The organism is Kitasatospora sp. NPDC056273 (assembly GCF_042268845.1).
In the GTDB taxonomy this organism is placed as follows: domain Bacteria; phylum Actinomycetota; class Actinomycetes; order Streptomycetales; family Streptomycetaceae; genus Kitasatospora.
In genome coordinates, this window is sequence record NZ_JBHJSJ010000034.1 from 17834 (window position 1) to 38607 (window position 20774).

Consider the following 20774-nt stretch of genomic DNA (forward strand, 5'->3'; position numbering starts at 1 on the left):
TCCCCGGGGGTTCCGGCGTTCCCGGGGCCACGGCGTGCCCGACCGTTCCCGACCGCGGTTCCGCCCCGTTCCGTGGTGGATCGCCGCCCCAGCGGGCATGCTGCTGCTCTGCACCCGAGGAGGAGTCACATGGCCCAGGTCACCGTCACCCTCGACGCGAACCTCGCGATCGACGCGATGATGCTTTCCGGCACCAAGAGCCCCCAGGACGCCGTCGAACTGGTCCTGCGCGACTACCTGGCCCGCGGCCGCCGCACCGAGACCCGTACCGGCGAGGCCGCCGACGGGCACCGCCTGACCGCCGACCGCCCGACCGCCCAGGAGGGCTGACCCACCCCACGGCCCGCCACGGTCCGGCACGGCCCGCGACGGCCGACCGCGCGCACGCCGACGGGCCCCGGAGAGCGATCGCCCTCCGGGGCCCGTCCGACGGCCGTGGCGGCCGGGGTTCAGCGCGCGCAGGCCCCGGTGGACCCGCGCATCACCAGCTCCGGCTGGAACATGAACTCGCCGCGCTGGGCGGCGTTCCCGCCGACCTCCTCCAGCAGCGCGTCCACCGCCGCCGTGGCCATCGCCTCGACCGGCTGGCGGATCGTGGTCAACGGCGGCTCGGTGAAGGCGATCAGCGGAGAGTCGTCGAAGCCGACCACCGACACGTCCTGCGGCACCGACAACCCGCGCTGCCGCACCGCCCGGATCGCCCCGAGCGCCATCATGTCGCTCCCGCAGACGATCGCCGTGCAGCCCTTGTCGAGCAGCGCGCCAGCCGCCGCGTGCCCGCCCTCCACGCTGAACAGCGTGTGGTGGACGAGGTTCTCGGCCTCCTCCCGGCCGAGCCCGAGCACCTCGCGCATCGCCGCCGTGAAGCCCTCGATCTTCCGCAGCACCGGTACGTACCGGCGCTGACCGACGGCCAGCCCGATCCGCTCGTGCCCGAGTTCGGCCAGGTGCTGGACGGCCATCCACATCGCGGCGCGGTCGTCCGGCGAGATGAACGGCGCGTCGATCTTCTCGCTGTAGCCGTTGATCAGCACGAACGGCACCCCGCGCCCGGCCAGCCGGGCGTAGCGGTCGTGGTCGGCGGTGGTGTCGGCGTGCAGGCCGGAGACGAAGACGATGCCCGCCACGCCCCGGTCCACCAGCATGTCCACCAGTTCGTCCTCGGTGGACCCGCCCGGCGTCTGGGTGCACAGCACCGGGGTGTAGCCGTGCCGGCTGAGCACCTGCTCGATCACCTGGGCCAGCGCCGGGAAGATCGGGTTGCTGAGCTCCGGCGTGATCAGACCGATCAGCCCGGCGCTGCGCTGGCGAAGGCGGGTCGGCCGCTCGTACCCGAGCACGTCGAGTGCCGCCAGCACGGTCTGCCGGGTGGCGGCGGAAACGTTCGCCTTGCCGTTGAGCACGCGGGAGACGGTGGCTTCGCTGACCCCCGCCTGCGCCGCGATGTCTGAGAGTCGCGCCGTAGTCACGGTCCCAGAGCCTATTCCAACCACGTCAGACCGCCCACCAGCCGGTGCTGTCCGGAGCGAGCACCGTCTCGCCGCCGTCCACCACGAGGTCGGTCGAGGCGAGCAGCAGCGTGCCCGGGGCCGCGATCCGCACCGGCTCGCCGGTGGTGTTCACGGTGCAGACGAAGGCGCCGCGGCGGAACGCCAGGGTGCCCTCGGGGCTCTCCAGCCACTCGACCCCGGTGCCGGCGCCGAGGTCGGGCTGGGCCCGGCGGACGGCCAGCGCGCTGCGGTAGAGCTCCAGGGTGGAGTTCGGGTCGCCGGTCTGCGCCTCGACGCTCAGCTCGGCCCACTCGGCCGGCTGCGGCAGCCAGGACGGCCCGCCGGCCACCGGGCCGAAGCCGTACGGGGCCTCGGTGCCGGACCACGGGATCGGGACGCGGCAGCCGTCGCGGTAGCCGTCCTGGCCGGCCTGGCGGAAGAAGGACGGGTCCTGGCGGACCTCGTCGGGCAGGTCGGTGACGTCCGGCAGGCCGAGCTCCTCGCCCTGGTAGACGTACGCCGAGCCGGGCAGCGCGAGCATCAGCAGGGTGGCGGCGCGGGCGCGGCGCAGGCCGAGCGCCCGGTCGCCGGGGGTGCGGATCTGGGTGCCGAGGCCGGGCTCGTTGGCGAACCGGGTGGCGTGCCGGGTGACGTCGTGGTTGGACAGCACCCAGGTGGTGGGGGCGTCGACCGGACGCATCGAGTCGAGCGAGAGGTCGATCACCTCGCGCAGCGCGGCGGCCTCCCAACCGGTGCCCAGGTACTGGAAGTTGAAGGCCTGGTGCAGCTCGTCGGGGCGGACGTAGTTGGCGGTGCGCTGGACGGTCGGGGTCCAGGCCTCGGCGACGCCGATCCGCTGCCCCGGGTACTCGTCGAGGATCGTGCGCCAGCTGCGGTAGATCTCGTGCACGCCGTCCTGGTCGAAGAACGGCATGACGTCGTTGCCGAGCAGCTTCAGCTGGTCGGCGCCGCCGAGGTCGGGCAGGCCGGGGGCCTTGACCAGGCCGTGGGCGACGTCGATGCGGAAGCCGTCCACGCCCATGTCGAGCCAGAACCGCAGGATCGAGCGGAACTCGTCGGCGACGGCCTGGTTCTCCCAGTTGAAGTCGGGCTGCTCAGGGGCGAACAGGTGCAGGTACCAGTCGCCGGGGGTGCCGTCCGGGTTCTCGCTGCGGGTCCAGGCCGGGCCGCCGAAGATGGACTCCCAGTCGTTGGGCGGGAGTTCGCCCTGCTCGCCCTTGCCGGGGCGGAAGTGGTAGCGGTCGCGCAGCGGGGAGCCGGGGCCCTCCCGCAGGGCGCGCTGGAACCACTCGTGCTGGTCCGAGGAGTGGTTGGGGACGAGGTCGACGATGATCCGCAGGCCCAGGTCGTGGGCGTCCCGGATGAGGGCGTCGGCGTCCAGCAGGGTGCCGAACATCGGGTCCACGGCGCGGTAGTCGGCGACGTCGTAGCCGGCGTCCGCCTGCGGCGAGGCGTAGAACGGCGACAGCCAGACCGCGTCCACCCCGAGGTCGCGCAGGTAGGGCAGGCGGCTGCGGACGCCGGGCAGGTCGCCCATGCCGTCGCCGTTGGAGTCGGCGAAGCTGCGCGGGTACACCTGGTAGATGACCGCGTCCCGCCACCAGCCTCTGGACGCGCTGACGTTCGCCTCGTGAGCGGTGTCGGCGGCAGGCCGGGAGGTGTCGGCCAGGTTCTGGGTCATGGACGGTATCCCTTGGGGACTAGAGGAGCGGAAGGCGCCGGGACGTGGAGGCGCGTGACGACGTGGTCGGGAGCGGCGGCGTTGCGGGTGGTGCGTGACGACGCGGTGGCGCGCTACGACTTGGAGGCGCCGGCGGTCAGACCGGTGACCAGGTGGCGCTGCACCAGGTAGAAGAAGGCCGCGGACGGGATCGCGATCAGCACGGCGGTCGCGGCCATCAGGTTCCACTGGGCGTCGTGCTCGCTGACGAAGGTCTGCAGGCCCACGGCCAGCGTGTACTTGTCGGAGCTGAGCATGAACGTGGAGGCGAACGGCACCTCGGCCCAGTAGGTGAGGAACGAGTAGAAGGCCGCCACCGCCAGGCCCGGGCGGGCGAGCGGCAGCACCAGCCGCCAGAAGGTGCCGAACGGGCTGAGCCCGTCGACCCGGCCGGCCTCGTCGATCTCCACCGGGATGGTGTCGAAGTAGCCCTTCAGCAGCCAGGCGCAGTACGGCACGGTGGTGGTCGAGTAGACCAGGATCAGGCCGGTGTAGCTGTCCAGCAGGCCGAGTTCGGAGAGCATCGTGTACATCGGCACGATCAGCACCGCGATCGGGAACATCTGGGTGACCAGCAGCGACCACATCAGCGGCTTGTGCCCGGGGAACTTCATCCGGGAGACGGCGTAGCCGGTGGTGGCGGCGAGCATCACGCCGAACACGGTGGTGACCCCGGAGACCAGCAGGGCGTTGCCGAACCAGGTGAAGAAGTCGGTGTCGGACAGCACGTGCTGGTAGTTCGACAGCGTCAGCTTGTCGAGGATCTGGCCGGGGTGGAGGTAGTCGGTCTTGTCCGGGCCGAGCGAGACGAACAGGATCCACGCGACCGGGAACAGCGCGATCAGGCCGGCCAGGATCAGGGTGCCGTGGGACAGCGCCCGGGCCAGCGGGCTGCGCTCGCCGCGACGGCGGACCTTGGCGGGCCGGGCCGCCGGGGCCGGGGCCGCCGCACGGGCCGGGAGTTCGGTGGTGGTGCTCATCGGGGGTACCTGCCTTCGTGGGTCAACTGGGTCCGGGGCCTCAGCCGTTGGCCTGCTCGTTGCGGGCGAGCCAGCGCCGGTAGAAGGCGGTGAAGACGATCAGGATGGACAGCAGGATCACGCCGTAGGCGGCGGACTGCGCGTAGTCCCGCGGGATCTGGCCGAAGCCGAGGCGGTACGCCCAGGTGACCAGCAGCTGGGCGTCGGGGGCGCCGGTGCCGAACAGCAGGAAGATCACGTTGAACTGGTTGAACGTCCAGATCACGCCGAGCAGCACGACCGTGGAGGAGACGGAGCGCAGGCCGGGCAGGGTGACGTACCGGAAGCGCTGCCAGGCGGTGGCGCCGTCCATCTCGGCGGCCTCGTACAGCTCGGCCGGGATCGACTGGAGGCCGCCGAGCAGCGAGATCATCATGAACGGCACGCCGGCCCAGGTGTTCACCATGATCGCGGCCGCCTTCTGCGCCCACGGCTCGGTGAGCCAGCCCGGCTCGGGCAGGTGCAGGAAGGAGAGGATGCTGTTGACGACGCCGCCGTCGGCGAGCATCAGCCGCCAGGAGAAGACGGTGACGAAGGTCGGTACGGCCCACGGCAGGATGAGCAGCATCCGGTAGGCGGCGCGGCCGCGCAGCTTCTGGTTGAGCAGCAGCGCGAGGCCGAGGCCGAGGGTGTAGTGCAGGAAGACGCAGACGGCCGTCCAGGCGATGGTCCAGACGAAGTGCGACCAGAAGCGGTCGTACGAGCCCGGGCCCCACAGGATGTCGGCGTAGTTGTGGAAGCCGACGAACTGGTAGGTCGCCGGGATCTCGTTGACGCCGATCTTGCGCGCCATGTTGAGGCTGTTGGCGTCGGTGAGGGTGAGCCAGATGCCCTCGGCGAGCGGGTAGAGCACCAGCACGCCGAGCACCAGCACGACCGGGGCGATCATCGCGTAGGCGTACCAGTGCTTGGCGTAGGAGCGCTTGACGCGTTCCAGCAGGCCCGGACGCTGCTCGCGCTCCCGGCTGCCCTTGCCGGTGGCGCCCTGCACGGCGACTGACATCGTTTGCACCTTCTCGGGGGGATTCTCGGGGGGAGCCGACGGCCCGGCCCTCCGGGGGGCGACAGGTGAGGGGCGGCGCCGAACGGCGGACGGTGAACAACTGACAGATGATGAAATCTGTTCTCTGTTATTCGTTCGCCGTCACGCGTTCGGCCGCTCCTCGTCCGCTGTCACCCGTCGACCGGCGGGCCGGGCACAGGGACTACTTGGCGAAGCCCGGCAGGAGCTTGGCGTAGTCGGTGGAGACGGTGTTCAGCGCGTCCTGGGTGCTCGTACCCTGGACGGCCTTGCCCAGGTTGGTGCTCAGCGAGGCGAACAGCGAGCTGTACTCGGGCAGTTCGGGGCGCGGCTTGGCGCTGCTCAGCACGGCCTGGAAGCCGGCGATGCCCGGGTCGGCCTTGACGTCGGCGGTGAAGGCGTCGGAGCGGGTCGGCAGGGTGGAGTTCTTCTGCGCGATGAACGCCTGGCTCTCGGCCGAGGTCATGAAGGCGGCGAACTTCTCCGCGGCGGCCTTGTGGGCCTTGTCGGCACCCGCGTACACGGCGATGTTGTGACCACCGGTGGGAGCGGCGGCCTTGCCGCTGGAGCCGGCCGGGACGGCGGCGATGCCGAGGTTGTTCTTGTCGGCGAAGGCCGAGCCCTTGTAGATGTTGGTGATCTCCCAGGGGCCCTGGACGATCGCCGCGACCTTGCCGCTGTTGAAGGCGTCCATCATGTGGGCGTAGGCGTCGGTGGTGACGTCGGCCTTGACGGTGCCGGGCGAGGTGAACATCGTCTTGTAGGTCTCGACGGCCTTGACGGCCTCCGGCGAGGCGACGCTGATCTTCTTGCCGGCGGCGTCGACGGTGTCGGTGCCCTCGCCGTACAGGAACGGCATCGCGTAGTAGCCGTCCGCGGCCTTCAGCCAGAAGCCGTCCACGCCGGCCTTCTCCTTGACGGCGGCGGCGTCGGTCTTCAGCTCGTCCCAGGTCTTCGGCGCCTCGGTGATGCCGGCCTTGGTGAACAGCTCCTTGTTGTAGAGCAGGCCGAGCGTGTCGGTCACCAGCGGAACGCCGTACAGCTTGCCCTCGTACTTGGCCTGCTGGATCAGGCTCGGCTGGAAGGCGGAGGTGTCGGCGGCGGCCGGGGTGCCGTCCAGCGGCTCCAGGAAGCCGGCCTTGGCGAAGGCGGCGGTCCAGCCGACCTCGGAGCGGAACACGTCCGGAGCACCCTTGGCCCCCATGGCGGTCTGCAGCTTGTTCTGCGCCTGGTCGAACGGCACGTTGACGAAGTCGACCTTGACGGTCGGGTTCGCAGCCTCGAACTTCTTGACGAGCTCCTGGTAGTTCGGCGCCTCGTTGGTGGCGTTCGACGTGTCCCAGTACGTGAGGGTGACCGGCCCGTCGGCCTTGCCGTCGGAGCTGGAGCCGCTGCTGCCACAGGCAGCCATCGAGACCGCGAGGGCCACAACGAGGGCAGAGGCCGCGATGCCACGCCGCATGAGAACTCCTAGGGAGGGTGGGGGTGCCCGAGATGTTCCGAGACAGGCGCATAATGGCTGCCTCGTGCCGACCGCACCGTTGCTGCCGTCGGGCTCGGGAAGGAAGTTAACAGCGGCGCAAGAGGGACGGAAAGTCCTTGCAGCAAGTTTCTGCAAGAAACCGCGATCGTTACGCCCGCGTGTCCTGGACGTAGCCACTCGGTAGTTGACGGCGGCACCGATTGCCCCGTTTCGCCCGATTCACCCCTCCGTGGGCTGGCCGACGGAACCACCGTGCGTGGCCGGAAACGCTCTGCAGCAGACTGGACGCATGCGAATCAGAGCCGTCACCAGGGACGAACTTCCGCTGCTCGCCGAGCTGGAGCGGGCCGCCGGCGCACCCTTCGCCGCGATCGGCATGCCGGAGATCGCCGAGGACGAACCCCCCGCACCCGAGGAGCTGGCGCACTACCTGGAGCGGGGCGTCGCCCTGCTCGCCGAGGCCGCCGACGGAACCGTCGCCGCCTACCTGCTCGCCGAGCCGGTGGACGGCGCCCTCCACATCGAACAGGTCTCCGTGCACCCCGACCACGCCCGCCGCGGCATCGGCCGGGCGCTGATCGAGCACCTCGCCGAAACCGCCGACGCCCCGGCGCTCACCCTCACGACCTTCGTTGAGGTCCCCTGGAACGCCCCCTACTACGCCCGCTGCGGCTTCCGGCCGCTGGCCGAGGAGGAACTCACGCCGGGCCTGCGGGAGATCCGCCGCAAGGAGGCCGAGCACGGCCTGGACCGCTGGCCCCGGCTCTGCATGCGCCGGGACCTGCGGCCGTAGCGCCGGCCCCGGCAGGCCGGTCCTCCTGATCAGCCCTGCCGGTCGGTCCCAGCCGTCAGCCCTTCCCACCGGTCCTACTGGTGGGTCCCCAGCCGGAGCACGGTGGTCGAGCGGAACTCCTCCCCCGGCCGCAGCTCCGTGCTGGGGAACGCCGGGTGGTGCGGGGAGTCCGGGAAGTGCTGGGTCTCCAGGGCGATCCCGGCGAACGGCCCGTACGGGACGCCGCTCGCGCCGGTGACCGCGCCCTGGAACTTGTTCGCCGTGTAGACCTGGATGCCCGGCTCGGTGGTCAGCACCTCCAGGGTGCGGCCGCTGACCGGGTCCTCCAGCAGCGCGGCCCGCACCGGGGCCCCGTCCGCGGGACGGGCGCGCAGCACCCAGTTGTGGTCGTAGCCGCCGGGCCCGGCCAGCTGGGGGTGCTCGTCGTGCACCGACTTGCCGATCGGCGTGGCCGCCGTGAAGTCGAACGGCGTGCCGACCACCGGCTCGGTCCGACCGTACGGGATCTGCCGCTCGTCGGCCGGGGTGTACGCGTCGGCGTCCAGGGTGAGCAGGTGGCCCAGGACATCACCGCTGCCTTCACCCGAGAGGTTGAAGTACGCGTGGTTGGTCAGGTTGACGACGGTCGGCTTGCTGGTGACGGCACGGTAGGCGATCACCAGCTCGCCGGAGGCGTCCAGGGTGTACGTGACGGTGACGTCCAACGCGCCGGGGAAGCCCTGGTCCCCGTCCGGGCTGTGCAGCGCCAGCCGCACCCCGCCCTCGACCGGTTCGGCCGCCCACATCCGGTGCGCGAAGCCGTCCGGACCGCCGTGGATGGTCATGCCGCCGCCGGTCGGAGCGAGCTGGTGCTCCTCGCCGTCGATGGTGACCGACGAGCGGTCGATCCGGTTGGCGTACCGGCCCACCACCGTGCCGTAGTGCCGGGCCGGGCCGAGGATCTCGGACAACCGGTCGGTGGCCAGCAGCAGTTGGGCGGAGCGGCCGGAGCGGTCCGGTGCGCTCAGGGTGTGCAGGGTCGCCCCGAGGGTGAGCACGCTCGCCTCGTACGGGCCGGCCGTGAGCGTCCAGCGCTCGATCGCGGCACCCGCGCCCGAAGGGTCCAGGGGTTCCTGCCGCACGCTGGTGGCCTCGCTCGCCATTGGCCTGCTCCTCACTGGCGGCGGGCGTTGCACCGCGGCCGCCCGGTTCCGGGTCCGTCGAGGGGGCGCCGCGGCAGCCCCGTGTCCGTCAGCCTAGCGACGGCGGCGGCAGCGGGGGCGCTTCCACCAGCCCACGCGCCGCCCCGCGCGCCGCCGTCCACCATCCGCACGCCGTGCGCCGGACCCGACCGCCGGGCGCTGACCGCCGCGCCCGGCACCGGCCGGTCGCCCGCCTAGTCGTTCAGGTCCCCCAGCCGCCCCAGGTCCCGCTGCTGCGGCGGCAGCCCGAGCGCCGAGGCCAGGCCGTCCGGCCCGCTGCCCGCCTTGCGGTAGACCGCCGCCAGCCGCCGGTTGACGATTCCGATCGGCACCCCGAGCTCGTCGGCGATCCGCTGCGGCGGCACGCCCTGCACGGCCCGCTTGGCGACCTCCCACTCCGAGCTGCTGAGCGTCTCCAGGGTGTCCCGGAAGTCGCGCAGCCCCACCCGGTTGGGCCGCAGGCCGTAGTTGGCGAGCTCCTGCCGCGCCCGGTCGACCAGCCCCTCCGCCGAGCAGTGCTGGGCCAGCTCGATGCCTTGGTACAGGCACTCCTGGGCGTCGTCCAGCCGACCGACCCGGCGCAGCGCGGCCCCGAGGTCGACCAGCGCGACGGCGTGCTCGTAGCCGGCCGGGGACTGCCCGAGGTACGCCACGGCCTCCTCCAGCAGCTCGACCGCCTGTCGGCCGTGCTCGATCCGCGCGTACAGCCGCAGCGCGCTGCCGATCGCCGAGGCGGTGCCGAAGGCCCGCGCGTCATGGACCGCCTTCTGGGCGTACTCCCGGGCACGCTCGGGCTCGTCGCCCGCGATCGCGATGGCGAGGTGGCCTGCCCAGGGCGCCCAGACGGTGTTGCGCCAGCCGCGGATCTCCAGCTGGGAGCCGGCCTCGGTGAGCGCGGCGGCCGCGCCCGCGTTGCGGGTCTTGGCGACCAGCAGCTTGCCGTACAACGAGGCGGCGTCCGGCAGCACCATGGCGGTCGCGTGGTACGGCGGGTGGAAGCCGGAGTCGTTGGCCAGCTGCCAGGCCTCGTCGATCCGGCCGCGGGCGAGCAGGGTGTCGACCAGCACGCCGACCGCGTCCCAGGCCAGCGGCAGCATGTCCCCGATCCGCTCGGAGATGCGGTGCGCCCGGCGCAGGAAGTCCTCGGCCTCGGCGAGCAGGCCGCGGCGGAACCGGGCCAGGCCCATCAGGAAGTAGGCGAAGCCCCGGTGGGCACCGCTCCAACCGGCCACCTCGAACTGGATGATGGCGTCCGCGGCCAGCCGTTCGGCCTGGGCGATGCGGTCGTTGTAGATGTACGTGAGGCAGAGCATCGAGGGCAGTTCGAAGCCCCAGGTGGTGTCGGTCCACCCGAGGCCCTTGGGCAGCCGTCCGCCGTCGAGGACCTCGTCGGCGAGCGCGAGCGCCTCCGCGGACGGGGCGCCGCGCAGGGTGAGGTCCCAGGCGCGCATGGCGAGTACGGCCCGGGCGGAGGCCTCCTTGCCGTTCAGGCTCCGGCACATCTCGCCGAGCCGGGCGGAGCGGCCCGGGCCGTCCTCCTCGGACTTGCGGAAGGCGTGCCACATGAACGAGGCGGCCTGGAGCCGCTGACGGCCGGCCGGGTCGACGGTCTGCTCGGCCTCGCGCTGGCAGACCAGGGCGGCCTCGCCCAGCTCACCGGCGTGGGCGAGCACCTCGGAGAGCCGGAAGGTGGCGTCCACGCGCAGTTCGGGCCGCAGCGGCAGCTCGTCGGGGTCGAGGGCCAGCTTGAGCTGGTTGACGGTGGCGACGGGGTCGGTGAGCAGTGCGGAGCAGCCGAGTTCGTACATCACCTCGGCCTTGATCTCGTCGGCGGGCGGCTCGTTGAGCGCGCGGTGCAGACAGCGCTGGGCGGCCTCGGGGGCGCCGATCAGCTGGTGTTCGATGGCGGCGCGGCGCAGCTTCTTGACGATCCGGTCGTCGCCCTCGCCGGAGTGGGTCTCGACCAGGTGGCGGGAGGCGGCGAGCAGGCCGAGTCCGGCGTTCTCGATCTCGGCGGCGGCGATGCCGTGCATGCCGAGGCGGGTGGCGTCCGGCATGGTGTTGTAGATGGAGCTGGCGATCAGCGGGTGGACGAACTCCAGGTTCCCGTTGGGGGTCTGGGTCAGCACGCGCTGCTTGCGCAGCTGCTTGATGGACTCGCGGGCGCCCTCGGTGCTCTGGGTGGAGATCCGGGTGGCGAGGTCCACCCGGATGTCGGTGCCCAGCATCGCGCAGGCCCAGGCGTACCGCAGGGTGCTGGCGCCGAGCCGGTCCAGCCAGCTCTTGAGGGTCATCCCGGTGGCGTCGACGGCGAGTTCGCGCAGCTGCCGGGAGTTCTCCTCGACCGGTTCGAGCTCCTGGTCGCGGACCTGGTCGAGCAGGGCGATGACCTCGAACGGGTTGCCGTTGACGACGTTCCAGAACTCGTAGCAGAAGGCCTCCTCGGCCTTGTCGCCGAGTTCGGCACGGATCATGTCGGTGACCGAGCTGAGGTTGAGGCGGTTGAGCTCGTGCCTGCGCGCCTTGAGTCCGAGGACGGCCCGGCGGAATTCCTGGGTCTCGGTGGGCCAGTCGCTCTCGTCCTCCCGGAAGGCGAAGACGAGCAGGACGGGAAGTTCACTCGATCGGATGGCGAACTTGGTCAGCCAGGAGAGTGACTCCCCGTCCGCCCAGTGCAGGTCGTCGACGATCATCACCATCGGCGCCCGGCGCGGCGCGAGCTGGGTGAGGACGTAGTCGAGGCCGTCGCGCACGCCCTGCGGGTCGAGGCGGCGGGCGCCGGCCTTGGGCTGCTTGAGGCCCATGGCCGGTCCGACGACCTCCTCCCAGGTGCCCATGACCTGGGCGAACACGTCCGGCGGCAGGTCACTGAGCACGGGCTGGAGCAGCTGCCGCAGCACGTGGTACGGATCCTTGAACTGCCGTTCTCCGCCTCGGGCGAAGAGCACGGTGGCGCCGTCGCGGAGCTTGGCGAGCCGCCGGACCTCGTGCAGCAGACTGGTCTTTCCGATGCCGGGGCGGCCGGAGAAGGTGAGCAGGTCACCGATCTCGGTGCCACCTGCGGCGAAGCCGCGGCAGAGCTGGTCCACGGCGGCCTCCACCGAGCGCAGTTCGGAGTCGCGGTCGTGCAGCCGGACCCGGGGCGCGGTGCCGTCGCCCTCGTGGGCGGAACCAGCACCCGCCCGAATTGCGTTCTCCTGCTCGGTCACCGTCGTGCCTCCGCCTCGCCCGCTCGCGTCACAGCTCCATCACTGCGTGCAGCCGAGGTTAGCGCCGCGCGGCCGTTCCCGTGGGGCATTCGTGCAGGCTGGGGCGGACGGTGAGGGTTCGGGCGGCTTGTCAAGGGCAACTGCCCTATATCCCTAACGTCCGATCATTGCATCAGATACCCTACGGCCTTCGAGGTTCGGATGATCTTGCGGAACCCACCCCCACCGCCCGCGCCTCGCCGCGTCAACTCCCCCCACCATCAGCGCTCGAACAAAAAGCGCCCCCAACCTCCGCTGCACCGGGAGTCCGATGTCTGACGACACCTCACTTCAGATTCCGTTCCCGCACCGCCGCAGTCCGCACGGCCCGCGCGCCACCGCACTGCACCGGGACTGGCTCATCCGCCACCCCCTGCTACCCGACGCCGACCACCCCGGCTACGCCCACTGGGAAGTGGTGGACCTCGCCGCGCTCGGCTACCCGGACGCCGGTCCGGACGAACTCGCCCTGGCTGCCGACCTGATGGGCTTCTACTTCCTCTTCGACGACCAGTTCGACGGCCCGCTCGGCCGCCGCCCCGCCGAAGTCGCCCCGATCTGCGAACGGCTGATCGCCGTCCTGCACGGTGCCCGCCCCGACCAGGACTCCCCGGTCGAGACCGCGTTCGCCGACCTGTGGGACCGCAGCGTCCAGGGCATGCCGGCCCGCTGGCAGGCCCGCGCCGCCTACAACTGGGAGTACTACCTGGCCAGTCACCCGGCCGAGGCGGCCGGCCGGATCTCCACCCGGCCGCCGGACCGCGACGGCTACCTGGAGCTCCGACGGGGCACCGCGGCCATGGAGACCATCTTCGACATGGTCGAACGCCTGGGCCAGTTCGAGGTCCCGGCCGCCGTCCTGCACCACCCGGTGCTGCGCCAACTCCGCCAGCTGGCCGCCGACATACCGTCCCTCAGCAACGACGTGCGCTCTTACCCGCTGGAGGCGCCGCGCGGGGACGTGAACAACCTGGTCATGATCGTCCAGCGGGAGCGGTGCTGCTCGGCCGAGGAGGCCTGCGCGGCGGTCATCGCCGAGGCCCAGCTGATGGTCGACCGATGCGCCGAGCTGCGCGACCGACTGCCGGACGTCCACCGCGAGTTGGGCCTCTCCCGGATCGAACGCGTGATCGCCGAGCGGTACGCGGACGGACTGCTGACCTGGCTGGCCGGCTACCTCAGCTGGGAGGCCCGCACCGGGCGGTACCACGCTGTCTGACCGGCGTCCGCCCCGAACCGCCCGACGGGCGTACGGCGGCCCGCCGGGAGCGCCGTCCGGGCCACGCGGCGGCGTGCGGCGGCACGCCGCGGGAACGCGGCCGGAACGCGCGCCCCGCAGCGATCCGGTTCCGGGCGCCCGAGGTGATCCGCTCCGGGGCGCCCCTGGTGATCGGTCCCGGACTCCCGTCGGCACACCCCCGGGAGCGGCCGGCGGACACACCCTCCGTACGGGCCCGGCGTACGGACCGTAGCCGCGCCGGGCGCCGGGCGGTTATCGTGCTCGACGGCGGGCGCCCGGCGGGGCGCCGGTCCGATGGCGTGTCCCACCCCTCCCGCCGGACCGCCCCCTGACCGGGCGGTCCGGCGTGCCGCCCGCGGCCCGAGCCGCGCCGACGGCACCCGACGCAGCGAGGAGACACCGAGCATGACGGTCTACCAGCCCCCCGGCACCCCCGGCAGCATCGTCGCCTACCGCTCCCGGTACGAGCACTGGATCGGCGGCGACTGGACGCCCCCGGTGCGCGGCGAGTACTTCGGCAACCCGACCCCGGTCACCGGCGAGGTGTTCACCGAGGTCGCCCGGGGCACCGCCGAGGACATCGAGGCCGCCCTGGACGCGGCCCACGCCGCCGCCCCGGCCTGGGGCCGCACCTCGGCCGCCGAGCGCGCGCAGGTGCTGCTGCGGGTCGCCGACCGGATGGAGGCCAACCTGGAGCGGCTGGCCGTCGCGGAGAGCTGGGAGAACGGCAAGCCGGTGCGCGAGACGCTGGCCGCCGACCTCCCGCTCGCCGTCGACCACCTGCGCTACTTCGCCGGTGCGCTGCGGGCCCAGGAGGGCAGCCTCTCCCAGCTGGACGAGGACACCGTGGCGTACCACTTCCACGAGCCGCTGGGCGTGGTCGGCCAGATCATCCCGTGGAACTTCCCGATCCTGATGGCGATCTGGAAGCTCGCCCCGGCGCTCGCGGCCGGCAACGCGGTGGTGCTCAAGCCCGCCGAGCAGACCCCGGCCTCGGTGCTGCTGCTCGCCGAGCTGACCGCCGACCTGCTGCCGCCCGGCGTGCTCAACATCGTCACCGGCTTCGGCGAGGAGGCCGGCGCCCCGCTCGCCGCCAGTCCCCGGGTCCGCAAGGTCGCCTTCACCGGCGAGACCACCACCGGCCGGCTGATCGCCCGCTCGGCGGCCGACAACCTGATCCCGGTCACGCTGGAGCTCGGCGGCAAGAGCCCGAACGTGTTCTTCGCGGACGTCGCCGCCGCCTCGGACGCCTTCTACGACAAGGCCGTCGAGGGCTTCGCGATGTTCGCCCTCAACCAGGGCGAGGTCTGCACCTGCCCCAGCCGCGCGCTGATCGACTCCGCGATCTACGAGCGGCTGCTCGCCGACGGCCTGGAGCGGGTCCGGGCGATGCGCCAGGGCGACCCGCTGGACACCGAGACCCAGGTCGGCGCCCAGGCCAGTGTCGAACAGCTGAAGAAGATCCTCTCCTACTTCGAGATCGGCCAGGAAGAGGGCGCCAAGCTCCTGGCGGGCGGCGAGCGGGCCGACCTCGGCGGTGCGCTGGCCGGCGGGTACTACGTCACGCCGACGGTCTTCGAGGGCGACAACTCGATGCGGGTCTTCCAGGAGGAGATCTTCGGACCGGTCGTCTCGGTCACCCGCTTCGACGGCTTCGACCACGCCGTCGCCCTCGCCAACGACACCCAGTACGGGCTCGGCGCGGGCGTCTGGACCCGCAGCCTCAACACCGCCCACCGGGCCGGCCGCGCCATCCAGGCGGGCCGGGTCTGGACGAACTGCTACCACGCCTACCCGGCCCACGCGGCCTTCGGCGGCTACAAGAACTCCGGCATCGGGCGGGAGAACCACAAGGCGCTGCTGGAGCACTACCAGCAGACCAAGAACCTGCTGGTCAGCTACTCCCCCGACGCGGTCGGCTTCTTCTAGGAAGTCGGCTTCCTCCAGGAAGCGGAGCGGCAAAGCGGAGCGGGAGGCCCACCGGGGCCTCCCGCTCCTCGCCACTCCCCGTGGCGGGCTCCGGGGCGATTCGCCTGTTCCGGGGATCAAAGCACATGAATGCGCCCAATTCACCGACGCGCCGCCGACATGCCCGGACGGCCCGCGCGAAAGCCGTAGACAGGACTCCCCGTACCCCAACCCCCGATCCGGGAGTCCCGCGTGACCATCGCCCCCACGAAACTCAGCGACCCCGCCGTCCGCGCCTTCGTCACCGCGGTCAACGCGGGCGACCGCGAGGCCTTCTTCGCGCTGCTCGCCGCGGACGCGACCATGTCCGACGACGGGTCCGAGCGCGACCTGGCGGACTGGGTCGACCGGGAGATCTTCGGCCCGAACGGCCGGATGGCCGTCCAGACCGAGTCGCACGGCGGCCACGCGCTGGTCGCCGAGTTCACCAACGAGACCTGGGGCACGATGCGCACCGCGTGGCGCTTCACCGTCGACGGCGGGAAGATCCGCCGCTTCGAGACCGGCCAGGCCTGAAGCGACCGGCCTGGCTCGGGGCCACCAGCCAGGCCGGGGACTACCGGCCGGGACCGGGGCTACAGGCTGACCCCGGGGCTACCGGTCCAGCCCCAGGCACCCCCGCACCGCGCGGATCAGGTTCCGCGAGCGGACGTCCCCGGTGACACCCGGCTGCATGCCGTTGGTGACGTAGCCGAAGCCCAGCCCCAGGTCGGGGTCGGCGAAGCCGAGCGAGCCGCCCCGGCCCGGGTGGCCGAAGCTCGCCGGGGAGGCCATCGGCGCGGTCGGGCCGTGCCGCCAGAAGCCCAGGCCGAAGGTGGAGTTGACGATCAGCACCCGGTCCGGCCCACTTACCGCCGGCCCGACCGCGCGCGCCAGCACCTCGGGGCCGAGCAGCGGCGGCAGCAGCGCGCCGGAGCCGTCCGCACGGTCGGCCGCACCGATCAGCGCCGCGTAGAACCGGGCCAGCGACCGGGCGGTGCCGATGCCGCCGGCCCCGGGGATCTCGGCGGCCTGCACCGCCGGGTCGTTGAGGTCCACGCCGGGGCGCACCGAGGCGAAGGAGCGGGCGGTCAGCGAGGCCGGGTCCTGGTAGGCGTCCCGGACGGACTGCTTGGGCCGCAGCCGCAGCCCGCTCGGACCGGTCCGCGCCGTCTCCGGGGCCGGCAGGTCGACCAGCTTGCCGACCCGGGGCGCGGCGCCGGCCGGCAGCCCGATCCACAGGTCCAGCCCGAGCGGCCGGGCGACCTCCTCGGCGAAGTACTGGCCTATGGTCCGGCCGCTCACCCGGCGCACCACCTCGCCGACCAGCCAGCCGAAGGTGTACGGGTGGTAGCCGTGCGCGGTGCCGGGTTCCCAGGCGGGCTCCTGCGCGGCGACGGCGGCGGCCGCGCGCTCCCAGGTGAGCACGTCCTCCAGCCGCAGCGGCACGTCCAGCGCGGGCACCCCGGCCTGGTGCGAGAGCAGCTGGCGCACCGGGACCCGGCCCTTGCCGGCCGCCGCGAACTCCGGCCAGTACGAGGCCGCCGGGGCGTCCAGGTCGAGCAGGCCGCGCTCGACCAGCAGCAGCGCGGCGGTCGCGGTGAGGCCCTTCGTGACCGAGCGCAGCACCTGGGCGGTGCCCGCCGTCCACGGCACCGCGGGCGCCGGCCGGCCGCCGACCTCCGGCCGGGCGTCGCCGCCCCACAGGTCGACCACCTTGCGGCCGCGCACGTACAGCGCGAAGGCCGCGCCGAGCTCGCCGTAGTCGGCGAAGTTCCGTGCGAAGGCCTCCCGTACGGGCTCGAACCCCTCGGCCGTCTCGCCCCAGATCTCCACCACCGCGTGCCGTCCTCGACCAGTTCCGCTGCTTCTCATGCCATGTGCGCTCGCTTTCGATCTCCTTCGATCCTTCTTCGATCGAATTCGTTCGAACCGAGCCCCGAAACCCTAACCTGTCCCCCATGACCAACCCTGCCGAGGAACTGCTGGACATCGTCGACGAGCACGACCGCGTGATCGGGACCGCCCTGCGCGGCGAGGTGTACCGGCGCGGGCTCACCCACCGCTGCGTCTTCATCCTGGTCCGCGACCCGGCCGGACGGATCTTCGTCCACCGCCGCACCGACACCAAGCTGTTCGCCCCCGGCGCGTACGACATGTTCGTCGGCGGCGTGGTCGGCTCCGGCGAGACCTACGCCGAGGCCGCCGTCCGCGAGGCCGAGGAGGAACTCGGCGTCCACGGCGTCACCCCGCGGCCCCTGTTCAAGTTCCTCTTCGAACAGGACCGGCTCTCCTGGTGGTGCGACATGTACGAGGCGGAGTGGGACGGCCCGGTCTCCCCCCAGGAGTCCGAGGTCGCCTGGCACGCCTGGCTCACCCCCGCCGAACTCGCCGACCGCCTCACCCGCGACACCTTCGTCCCCGACGGCCTGGAGGCCTACCGCCGCTACCTGGAGCTCCGGTCCGCCTAGCGCCGCCGAGGCCTCGGAGCCGACGGTTCGGGGTGCGGGGCGGCGTGCGGGCTTCGGAGACGGCGTGCGGGCCGACGGGCGGCGCGCCCCAGGCTCCACCGGAGGGCCCGCGACGAACTAGGGTGGCGCGCATGGCCTCCCGTACGCCGTCTCCGACGGCCGACCACGCAGCACGGACCTCCGCATCCGCCGGGGCGGCGGGCGGGCGGCCGCGTCGGCGGCTGAGCGTGGACGAGCGGCGGGAGCAGCTGATCGCCGTGGCGCTGGAGCTGTTCAGCCGCCGGCCGCCGGAAGAGGTGTCGATCGACGACATCGCCGCCGCCGCGGGCGCCTCCCGGCCGCTGGTCTACCACTACTTCCCCGGCAAGCAGGCGCTGTACGAGGAGTCGCTGCGGCGGGCCGGGCAGGAGCTGTCGGCGCGGTTCGAGGAGCCCATGGAGGGGCCGCTGTCGGAGCGGCTGCACCGGGTGATGGGCCGCTACCTGGACTTCGTGCAGAGCCACGGGCCGGGCTTCGCCGCCCTGCTGCGCGGCGGCTCGGTGGCGGCCAGCGCGGGCACCTCGGCGGTGATCGACGACGTGCGCCGGGCGGCGCAGGAGCAGATCCTGGCCCACCTGGCGATCCCCGCGCCGAGCGTCGGGCTGCGGCTGACCGTCCGGGCCTGGATCGCCAACGCCGAGATCACCTCGCTGGAGTGGCTGTCCGAGCGCTCGGTGCCGCTGGCGGAGCTCCAGCTGCACCTGGTGCAGGAGTTCGTCGCGGCGCTCACCCTCACCGCCGCCCGCGAGCCGGCCCTCGCCGCCGAACTGGCCTCCTTCTTCGCCGACGAGCGCCCCGACGGCCCGACCGGGCGCCTGGTGCGGGACCTCGCGGGGCTGTTCGCCGTGCCGGGGATCGTCGAGGCGGTCACCGCGCTCGCGGCCGGCACCCCCGACGACGGGTCCGCACAGGCCACCGGGGCCGCCGCCGAGTGAGCCGCGCGGTCGGCGGATCGACGGCCGTGCCCGGCGGAGCGGTAACCGGGGTCGGCGCCGGACTCGTCGCCGCTCGCCGACCGTCCAAGTGATCATCGGGTGATCCTGCGGTTCGGTCAGGACAGTGGGCTCTGATAGGAATGAGCAGGGATCTGACGGCGCGCCGCCGCGCCGGGGCCGGTCCCACCCGAACCACCGACAGCAGACGGAGCAGAGCGGGGGGCTCACCAGGTGACCCAGGACGTCCAGTTCAGCGTGGAGGCCAATCCCTTCGCGGCAGCGGAGCAGGTCTGCGCGACCCTCGGCACCCTCACCGACGCCCTCTTCGACCAACACACCTCGCGCCACCCGGCGGCCTCGCTGAGCGCCCTGCGGACGGCCGAACACCCCGCCGCCGAGGCGCTGTTCGCCCTGCCGCTGGCCCCCAACGGCCCGGTGCACACCGCCCTCGACCGGCTCGGCACGGTGACCACCGCGGGCACCGGACGGCCTGGCACCGGCGCGCGGCTCACCGACCGGGTGGTCACCGCGCTCCAGGCCCGGTACGGCGGCGGCGCGGTGCGCGGTGCCATCGCCGACCGGGGCACCACCTCGGCCGCGCTGTTCCAGCTCCCGGTCACCGGCGAGTTCGCCGACGCCAAGCTGCGTCCGCCGTTCGCCCCCGCGCTGGCCGCGCTGGCGGCCGGGCAGCAGACCCGCCAGCCGGTCGAACTGCCCACCGGCGCGGGCGCCGAGGTCCGGCTGGTCGTACCGCCCGGCTTCCACTCGCTGACCTCCCCGGGCGGCCCGCCCGGCGTCTCCGCCCGTACGGTGCCCCCGCTGCCCGACGGCGCGGACCGGACCGGCGGCAGCGCGACCGGTGGGAGTGCGAGCGGTGGGAGTGCGAGCGGCGGGAGCGCCCCGGCCACCGTGGCGGCCGCCGATGAGCTGGCCCGGCACCTGGCCGAGGTCGCCGAGGAGCTGTTCAGCGCCACCGGTCCGGAGCCTCGGCGCGACTTCGCGGTGATCTCCGCCACCCTGGCCGACCTGATCCGCGACGCGGGCGTCGTGTACGCCGGCGTCTGCGCCCTGGAGCTGGACGACCGCGCCTCGGACGCCGCCCTGGTCGTCTCGCTCGCCCGGCACCCGCTGCCGATCACCGCGCTCGCCACCGAGCTGGCCACCGTCCGGCGGCACGCCGAGGTGTGGACCGTACTGCTGCCGGCCGGACCGGCCGCCGTCCTGGTCGAGGGCCGGACCGTCCCGGTACCCGGACCGCTGGCCGCCGACGGACAGCGGCGCTGGGTGGTCACCTCGGCCGTCCAGGCCTTCGTGCCGCTGCCGGACGGCGGGACAGTGCTGTGCGCCCAGCTGTCCACGGCACGGCCGGAGGACTGGGAGCTGTACACGGAGGCGTTCGCGGAGCTGCTGAAGAGCATCCAGTTCGGCTGGGACGGCGTACCGGTCCCAGGCGCCGCGGCCGCCGTCCCGGCCGCCGCGGTGAGCAGTGTTCCGACCCCGGCGCCCGCTCCCGCCCCGACCCCGTCGCCTGCTGCCGCCGTCGAGGAGGCCCCGGCGGAGGCGCCGGAGGAGAGGCCGGTGCACCTGCGCGGCACACCGGTGCGGGTGCCTCCCGCGGACTTCAACCCCTTCGCGCCGGTCGCGGAGACCCCGGAGGTCCCCGCCGCCGGTGGGGACCAGGCGGCACCGGACGCCGAGGGCGGACCGAAGGGCACCCCGGTGATGGTCCCGCCGCCGGACTTCAACCCCTTCGCCATGGGGGGCGTCCCGGACGTGTCGGGCGACGCGCCCGCCACCCGGCCCGCCGGGGCGGCTCCGGTCGCCGATCCGTTCGGCACCACGGTCGCGGCCGAGCAGAAGGCCGACCCGTTCGGCACGACTCTCCCCTCCCAGGGCCCGGCCGTCCCGCCGCCGCCCTCGACCCCGCCCGTCATCCCGGCCCAGGCACCGCCCGCCGCGGCCGCGGCCGCGGCGGCGGCGGCGGAGCGGAGTTCGGGGCAGGGCGGGGACGCGGAGGAGCCGGCTCCGGGCAAGGGCACGCCGGTGATGGTCCCGCCGCCGGACTTCAACCCCTTCGCCATCGGGGGCCTCCCGGACCTGTCGGCTCCCGAACCGGAGCCGGCGGAGGAGGCGGACGCCGAGCCGCAGAACCGCCCGTTCGGCTGA

The 20774-nt window shown here is 73.0% G+C and carries 16 protein-coding genes; 8 read left to right on the forward strand and 8 right to left on the reverse strand.

Features of this window, described 5'->3' with window-relative positions:
- Positions 1 to 129 precede the first annotated feature (129 nt).
- Positions 130 to 330 (forward strand): hypothetical protein, encoded by a 201-nt coding sequence (locus ACFCY1_RS26540; RefSeq protein ID WP_117492512.1) that lies wholly within the window; start codon positions 130 to 132, stop codon positions 328 to 330.
- A gap of 119 nt (positions 331 to 449) precedes the next feature.
- Here ACFCY1_RS26540 and ACFCY1_RS26545 read toward each other — a convergent pair whose 3' ends face one another.
- The 5 genes from ACFCY1_RS26545 to ACFCY1_RS26565 all read right to left on the reverse strand — a co-directional run bounded on the left by ACFCY1_RS26545 (position 450) and on the right by ACFCY1_RS26565 (position 6733).
- Complete coding sequence (locus ACFCY1_RS26545) at positions 450 to 1469, reverse strand: LacI family DNA-binding transcriptional regulator (protein WP_181970866.1); 1020 nt, start codon at positions 1467 to 1469, stop codon at positions 450 to 452.
- A gap of 25 nt (positions 1470 to 1494) precedes the next feature.
- Positions 1495 to 3192, reverse strand: a complete 1698-nt coding sequence (locus tag ACFCY1_RS26550; RefSeq protein WP_049650564.1) for a glycoside hydrolase family 13 protein — start codon at positions 3190 to 3192, stop codon at positions 1495 to 1497.
- A 113-nt stretch (positions 3193 to 3305) separates the two neighbouring features.
- The gene (locus tag ACFCY1_RS26555; protein WP_049650565.1) at positions 3306 to 4211 is read right to left on the reverse strand and encodes a sugar ABC transporter permease; all 906 of its coding nucleotides are present in this window, start codon (positions 4209 to 4211) and stop codon (positions 3306 to 3308) included.
- 40 nt (positions 4212 to 4251) lie between these two features.
- Entirely contained in the window at positions 4252 to 5253 is a 1002-nt protein-coding gene (locus ACFCY1_RS26560; protein WP_049650566.1) for a carbohydrate ABC transporter permease, read from the reverse strand.
- Positions 5254 to 5455: 202 nt separating this feature from the next.
- Positions 5456 to 6733, reverse strand: coding sequence for an extracellular solute-binding protein (locus ACFCY1_RS26565; RefSeq protein WP_074004381.1), 1278 nt, complete (start codon positions 6731 to 6733; stop codon positions 5456 to 5458).
- A gap of 310 nt (positions 6734 to 7043) precedes the next feature.
- On the opposite strand from ACFCY1_RS26565, the gene ACFCY1_RS26570 reads away from it, so the two are divergent.
- Positions 7044 to 7547, forward strand: coding sequence for a GNAT family N-acetyltransferase (locus ACFCY1_RS26570; RefSeq protein WP_375876290.1), 504 nt, complete (start codon positions 7044 to 7046; stop codon positions 7545 to 7547).
- A 74-nt stretch (positions 7548 to 7621) separates the two neighbouring features.
- Here ACFCY1_RS26570 and ACFCY1_RS26575 read toward each other — a convergent pair whose 3' ends face one another.
- Both ACFCY1_RS26575 and ACFCY1_RS26580 read right to left on the reverse strand, forming a co-directional pair.
- On the reverse strand, positions 7622 to 8689 hold the full coding sequence (locus ACFCY1_RS26575; RefSeq protein WP_375876291.1) for an aldose epimerase family protein: 1068 nt from the start codon (positions 8687 to 8689) through the stop codon (positions 7622 to 7624).
- A gap of 233 nt (positions 8690 to 8922) precedes the next feature.
- Positions 8923 to 11937 (reverse strand): AAA family ATPase, encoded by a 3015-nt coding sequence (locus tag ACFCY1_RS26580; protein WP_079272478.1) that lies wholly within the window; start codon positions 11935 to 11937, stop codon positions 8923 to 8925.
- Between the two features lie 310 nt (positions 11938 to 12247).
- Here ACFCY1_RS26580 and ACFCY1_RS26585 point away from each other — a divergent pair, with 310 nt between their 5' ends.
- The 3 genes from ACFCY1_RS26585 (at position 12248) to ACFCY1_RS26595 (ending at position 15700) form a co-directional block, all read left to right on the forward strand.
- Positions 12248 to 13195: a hypothetical protein gene (locus ACFCY1_RS26585; protein WP_049649515.1), complete on the forward strand. Its 948-nt coding sequence runs from the start codon at positions 12248 to 12250 to the stop codon at positions 13193 to 13195.
- 426 nt (positions 13196 to 13621) lie between these two features.
- A complete protein-coding gene (locus ACFCY1_RS26590; protein WP_049649514.1) occupies positions 13622 to 15145 on the forward strand; it encodes an aldehyde dehydrogenase family protein in 1524 nt (507 codons plus the stop codon).
- 231 nt (positions 15146 to 15376) lie between these two features.
- Positions 15377 to 15700: a hypothetical protein gene (locus ACFCY1_RS26595; protein ID WP_049649513.1), complete on the forward strand. Its 324-nt coding sequence runs from the start codon at positions 15377 to 15379 to the stop codon at positions 15698 to 15700.
- 78 nt (positions 15701 to 15778) lie between these two features.
- Here the strand turns inward: ACFCY1_RS26595 and ACFCY1_RS26600 are convergent, their stop codons facing one another.
- Positions 15779 to 17002 (reverse strand): serine hydrolase domain-containing protein, encoded by a 1224-nt coding sequence (locus ACFCY1_RS26600; RefSeq protein ID WP_375876292.1) that lies wholly within the window; start codon positions 17000 to 17002, stop codon positions 15779 to 15781.
- Between the two features lie 122 nt (positions 17003 to 17124).
- Between ACFCY1_RS26600 and ACFCY1_RS26605 the strand changes: the two genes are divergently transcribed.
- The 3 genes from ACFCY1_RS26605 (at position 17125) to ACFCY1_RS26615 (ending at position 20774) form a co-directional block, all read left to right on the forward strand.
- A complete protein-coding gene (locus tag ACFCY1_RS26605) occupies positions 17125 to 17634 on the forward strand; it encodes an NUDIX hydrolase (protein WP_049649511.1) in 510 nt (169 codons plus the stop codon).
- Positions 17635 to 17765: 131 nt separating this feature from the next.
- Positions 17766 to 18608 (forward strand): TetR/AcrR family transcriptional regulator, encoded by an 843-nt coding sequence (locus ACFCY1_RS26610; RefSeq protein WP_375876293.1) that lies wholly within the window; start codon positions 17766 to 17768, stop codon positions 18606 to 18608.
- Between the two features lie 231 nt (positions 18609 to 18839).
- Positions 18840 to 20774, forward strand: coding sequence for a hypothetical protein (locus ACFCY1_RS26615; RefSeq protein ID WP_375876294.1), 1935 nt, complete (start codon positions 18840 to 18842; stop codon positions 20772 to 20774).